The 4,631-nt window shown below is 40.7% G+C and carries 3 protein-coding genes; 1 reads left to right on the top strand and 2 read right to left on the bottom strand.

Going from position 1 to position 4,631, the window contains the following annotated elements; genetic code table 11:
* Window positions 1-135: 135 nt before the first annotated feature.
* Window positions 136-1,899 carry a phosphomethylpyrimidine synthase ThiC gene (gene thiC, locus ACFQ88_RS39415; RefSeq protein WP_379463404.1) on the bottom strand — a complete coding sequence of 588 codons (1,764 nt, stop codon included), beginning with the start codon at window positions 1,897-1,899 and terminating at the stop codon, window positions 136-138.
* A 1,335-nt stretch (window positions 1,900-3,234) separates the two neighbouring features.
* Here thiC and ACFQ88_RS39410 point away from each other — a divergent pair.
* On the top strand, window positions 3,235-3,840 hold the full coding sequence (locus tag ACFQ88_RS39410; protein ID WP_379463402.1) for an RsfA family transcriptional regulator: 606 nt from the start codon (window positions 3,235-3,237) through the stop codon (window positions 3,838-3,840).
* Window positions 3,841-4,309: 469 nt separating this feature from the next.
* On the opposite strand, the gene ACFQ88_RS39405 is transcribed toward ACFQ88_RS39410, so the two are convergent.
* Window positions 4,310-4,543: a YolD-like family protein gene (locus ACFQ88_RS39405; protein WP_379463400.1), complete on the bottom strand. Its 234-nt coding sequence runs from the start codon at window positions 4,541-4,543 to the stop codon at window positions 4,310-4,312.
* Window positions 4,544-4,631: the final 88 nt, after the last annotated feature.

Below are 4,631 nucleotides of genomic sequence, written 5' to 3'. Positions count from 1 at the left end.
TTTTAATAAACTTAATAACATAATTCGTGTGTTGACCCAATCGTTGTATATACCTTTAAATATTACAACCAGACAAACACAAAAAGCCGTACAATAACAGCACTCACAGCTGATGTACGGCTTTTATTTTAATTATTAGTAGATTAACTTTCCGATCTTTTTAAATTCCTCAGACTTCTGTACCATGCCCTTCTTTATTGCTTCGGCGTCATCAAGCTCGTGTTGCTTCGCGTACTCTCGTATGTCCTGCGTAATACGCATCGAGCAGAACTTCGGTCCACACATTGAACAGAAATGTGCGGTCTTGGCAGCTTCAGCCGGAAGTGTCTCGTCGTGGTATTCCATAGCCCGCTCAGGGTCGAGTGCCAAATTGAACTGGTCCCGCCAGCGGAACTCAAAGCGTGCTTTAGAAAGCGCGTCATCTCGTAGCTGTGCACCGGGATGGCCTTTTGCCAAATCCGCGGCGTGAGCAGCAATTTTGTATGCTATAACGCCTTCGCGCACGTCATTCTTATTCGGCAGGCCTAGATGTTCCTTCGGTGTAACGTAGCATAGCATAGCCGTACCGAACCAGCCGATCATTGCTGCACCTATCGCCGATGTAATATGATCATAGCCTGGCGCAATGTCGGTAGTCAGCGGGCCAAGTGTGTAAAATGGAGCTTCCTGACACACCTCAAGCTGACGGTCCATATTCTCCTGAATACGATGCATCGGTACATGACCAGGACCTTCGACCATCACCTGCACATCGTGCTTCCACGCGATCTGTGTTAGCTCACCCAGCGTCTCGAGCTCCGCGAACTGCGCCTCGTCATTGGCGTCGGCGATAGAACCTGGCCGTAGACCATCGCCTAAGGAGAAGGCAATGTCGTAGGTTTTCATAATCTCGCAAATATCTTCAAAATGTGTGTACAAGAAGTTTTCCTGATGGTGCGCGAGGCACCAAGCAGCCATAATTGAGCCGCCGCGGGATACGATTCCGGTGACGCGTTTCGCTGTCAACGGCACATAGCGCAACAGCACTCCTGCATGGATCGTAAAGTAGTCGACTCCCTGCTCGGCCTGTTCAATGAGTGTGTTACGGTAAATTTCCCAGGTAAGCTCTTCAGCTTTACCGTCGACTTTCTCCAACGCTTGGTAAAGTGGAACAGTTCCTATAGGAACCGGCGAGTTCCGGATGACCCATTCGCGAGTCGTATGAATATTCTTACCCGTCGAGAGGTCCATGACGGTGTCTGCTCCCCAACGTGTTGCCCAGCGCATTTTTTCTACTTCTTCATCAATAGACGAGGCAACGGCAGAGTTGCCGATATTGGCATTGATTTTAACAAGGAAGTTGCGTCCGATGATCATCGGCTCGCTCTCTGGGTGATTTATGTTTGACGGTATGATGGCTCTACCACGCGCTACTTCACTGCGTACGAACTCTGGGTCGACATTTTCACGAATCGCTATGTATTCCATTTCGGGGGTAATGATGCCACGTCGAGCGTAGTGCATCTGAGTCACGTTGGTTCCTGGCTTTGCTCGAAGCGGCTGACGACCTACACGCGGAAATATCTTTTGTGAATCGGGAGCATCTACGTACTTAAACCCATTATCCTCCGGCGTAATCGTTCGAGCTTTGTATTCCTCTACATCCCCGCGTTCCAGGATCCATTGATGGCGGTTCAGCGGGAGGCCTTGAGAAATATCCGTAATATATTCTCCATCCGTGTACAAGCCGCTGCTGTCATACACTCTTACAGGTTCATAGTGCTGCTGCTCTCCTGTTGGGCCAGACGACGGGTTGAGTGTGATCTCGCGCATCGCGACACGTATATCGGGGCGGGAACCTTGCACATACACATTCTTGCTACCCGGAAAGACTGCAATATTGGGGGAAACCTCGTTCATTTTTTGATCCGATTCATAATTAGCCAATTTAATTCCTCCTCAGTATTTGAATAACGCGGGGGAGTACGATCCAGAAAAGAGTAAAAAGACCACATCGTTAGGATGCGGTCTTGACTTGTACAAAGATCTACCTCCCTCCGCTGATCAACCATCTACACCATTTGGTAAGATGGTTCGCACCGAGGGAAAGGAAAACAAGAACATATGCTAAAATCGTAGACACGATAATAGCTTAGTCCTGTTCATCAGTATTTTCTCTACGCTGGCATTACCCAGATCAGATACGGTCAGTGACAAAAGGTCACAATCTCAGCCTGACTTCATCAAGCCCCCGGTGCATATTCAATTTAGTTTGATTGTATGGAATAATTCCCCAGTTGTCAATTGCCTTTGTTTCGTGTAAGAGTCGAGCGAAATGGTAACCCCCTCTAATATTAATCTTAATAGACATAATAAATTTATTATGTTTATTAAGATTAATAAAAATATTGACATAAGATAGGCAGTTGAAAGGTATTGAACCCACCCTCTTCCTTCTGAAACATAACGATAATCTTATACTGCTAGGGTCAGAATACCGAATTATCAAGTGAGGAATTGCAGAGTAAATGAATGGGATTATAAAAACCGAAATAATCTCTAAATTTATTAAGTAATATTAGTACCCTTAAACTTAAATTTATAATTTTGGCAGCTTACTGTTACTTTTATATCCTGCCCTATAAGCTTGTTGAATTGCCTCAGTATTTGAAGTTTTTTCCGAGGAGGTCTTCGACAGCTTTTACGTTTTGGTTTTGTTAAATTATGTATAGTCTCTCTAATCCCCTATTATAAGGACATTTTCTTTCTCATCCGAGCCACGAACCGCCCTCGTTAGTGAATGAATGATTCTTGTCATTGGTAGCAAATAGACCATTTCCTAACAAAACCTCTGTATATATGTTAGCATCATAAAAATAATAATAATATAAAAATTAATAAAAGTATTAAAATTAATAACAATAACATTATTAATACTTTCTTCTGGAATAGGTACGATCCCCTTACTACAAGTCTCCGCTCCTCATCTCGTTGTTTAAGCTATTACCGCTAGGGTTAGAATATCGATTTTTCAAAAATTCATTTTGTACGGTTACTATTTGAGTTAGGGATTGTTTGCAAAAAAGATATTGAAGCAGAGAAAAGCATTAACAGCGGCCAAGTAATGTACACCAAACATAATCGTAAAGGAAGCATATTGCCTAGGTATCTGTAATAAACCTTCAAAAAAAAGAATAAAACTGTAATAGAAGGTAAAAATGGTACTAAAAATTACTAATTAAGGTGGAAAAAGGTATGGAACAAGAAAGAAAAGATAATTGGTCCAACAATGATGATGTAATACTTGCGGAGCTAGTTCTTAAGCATATTCGTGAAGGCAGTACTCAACTTAATGCTTTTGAAGAAGCAGGAAATAACTTGATTCGAACTTCTGCCGCGTGTGGTTTCAGATGGAATTCGTATGTCAGAAAACAATATGAAAAAGAAATCAGAGAAGCAAAACAAGATAGGATGAATAGGAAACAACAAAAGATGCATCTTTCAAAACATGATACTGTTACCGTATCAAGTGTTACGGAAAAAGACCCTGAACAACTAACTCAGTATTTAGAACAAATAATTGAGCTGGCTAATAAACAAAAGATGCAGCTCAGTAACATGGTCAAGGAAATTACTCGTTTAAAGGAACAACTGCGAGATAAGGAAAGTGAGATCAGCCAGCTTAAAGACCAACTCAAAGTAACTTCAGGCACACCATCCGAATTTACTGTTAATGAGGATTACAGAACTCTCTTGCAAATACTTCAACGTGCACGACAAATTGGTGCTATTGAAGGAGAAGATCGAGAAAAAACGGTGTTTAAAATGGACGCAAGTGGAAATATCGATTTTTTACGCTAAGATTACAAACAAAAATGAGGGAAAATCCCCTCATTTTTGTTTGGTAACTATTATAAAGAGTTACTAATTAGATTAAGCAATTTTGGTTATTTTCGCTTCATTAATTGCATTAGATGTTTAGTCTCACCAGTTTTCACGTACAGTAAAAAATAAAACCTATTATAATGTGCTAAATGCTTCATAATTCCTCCCCCTCTCCACTGAATCTACTAATCTAGTATTTTCAAATAAAAGAGATTTATACATATGAAAACTAATAAAGTTGTGGTGCATTGGACCGGCGCCCAAATGATATTGAAAAAAGGTTATAGGTTTGAGTAGCTCAAAGTTAAATTGTATGGTTCTATATCAGAAACTTAAATAAAAAAAAGAAGAACGCCTAAATGCGTTCTCCGATTTTTATATAACTAATATGTAGAGATTATAAACCTTAACTAATGACCATGACATTCCACTGGAACTTACTTCATCAGCCCTTTACCAGCTCTGCATTAAGTACATCATCAAGTGGGATCCAATCAATTCCCTCTTCGTGGGAGAACTTTAATCTTCTTGATTCCTGATCGATTTTAGTTACTAAGCCAGTTATTTGCTGATCACCTTTATCATCATAGACTTTTAAGTTTACGAACTTCTGGTCTTGAAGAGCTTCAGCAAGAACTTTTGCTAATTTATTATTCTCACGATTTACCACAAATGTCATTTCCTCACCCCATAACAAGAACGTTAGTTCGTTGGAGATTATTATACTCTGGTTATAATCTCAGGTAAAGTCACATTTGTTAAATAAT

The sequence above is a fragment of the Paenibacillus sp. NPDC056579 genome (assembly GCF_042793215.1).
Classification (GTDB): Bacteria; Bacillota; Bacilli; order Paenibacillales; family NBRC-103111; genus Paenibacillus_S.
Note: the sequence above shows the minus strand (reverse complement) of the source record. Positions and strands in the feature narration are given on the sequence as shown.

Coding starts and splice junctions, on each gene's coding strand:
- thiC (WP_379463404.1), bottom strand. CDS start 1,899: ATGAACGAGGTTTCCCCCAATATTGCAGTCTTTCCGGGTAGCAAGAAT.
- ACFQ88_RS39410 (WP_379463402.1), top strand. CDS start 3,235: ATGGAACAAGAAAGAAAAGATAATTGGTCCAACAATGATGATGTAATA.
- ACFQ88_RS39405 (WP_379463400.1), bottom strand. CDS start 4,543: ATGACATTTGTGGTAAATCGTGAGAATAATAAATTAGCAAAAGTTCTT.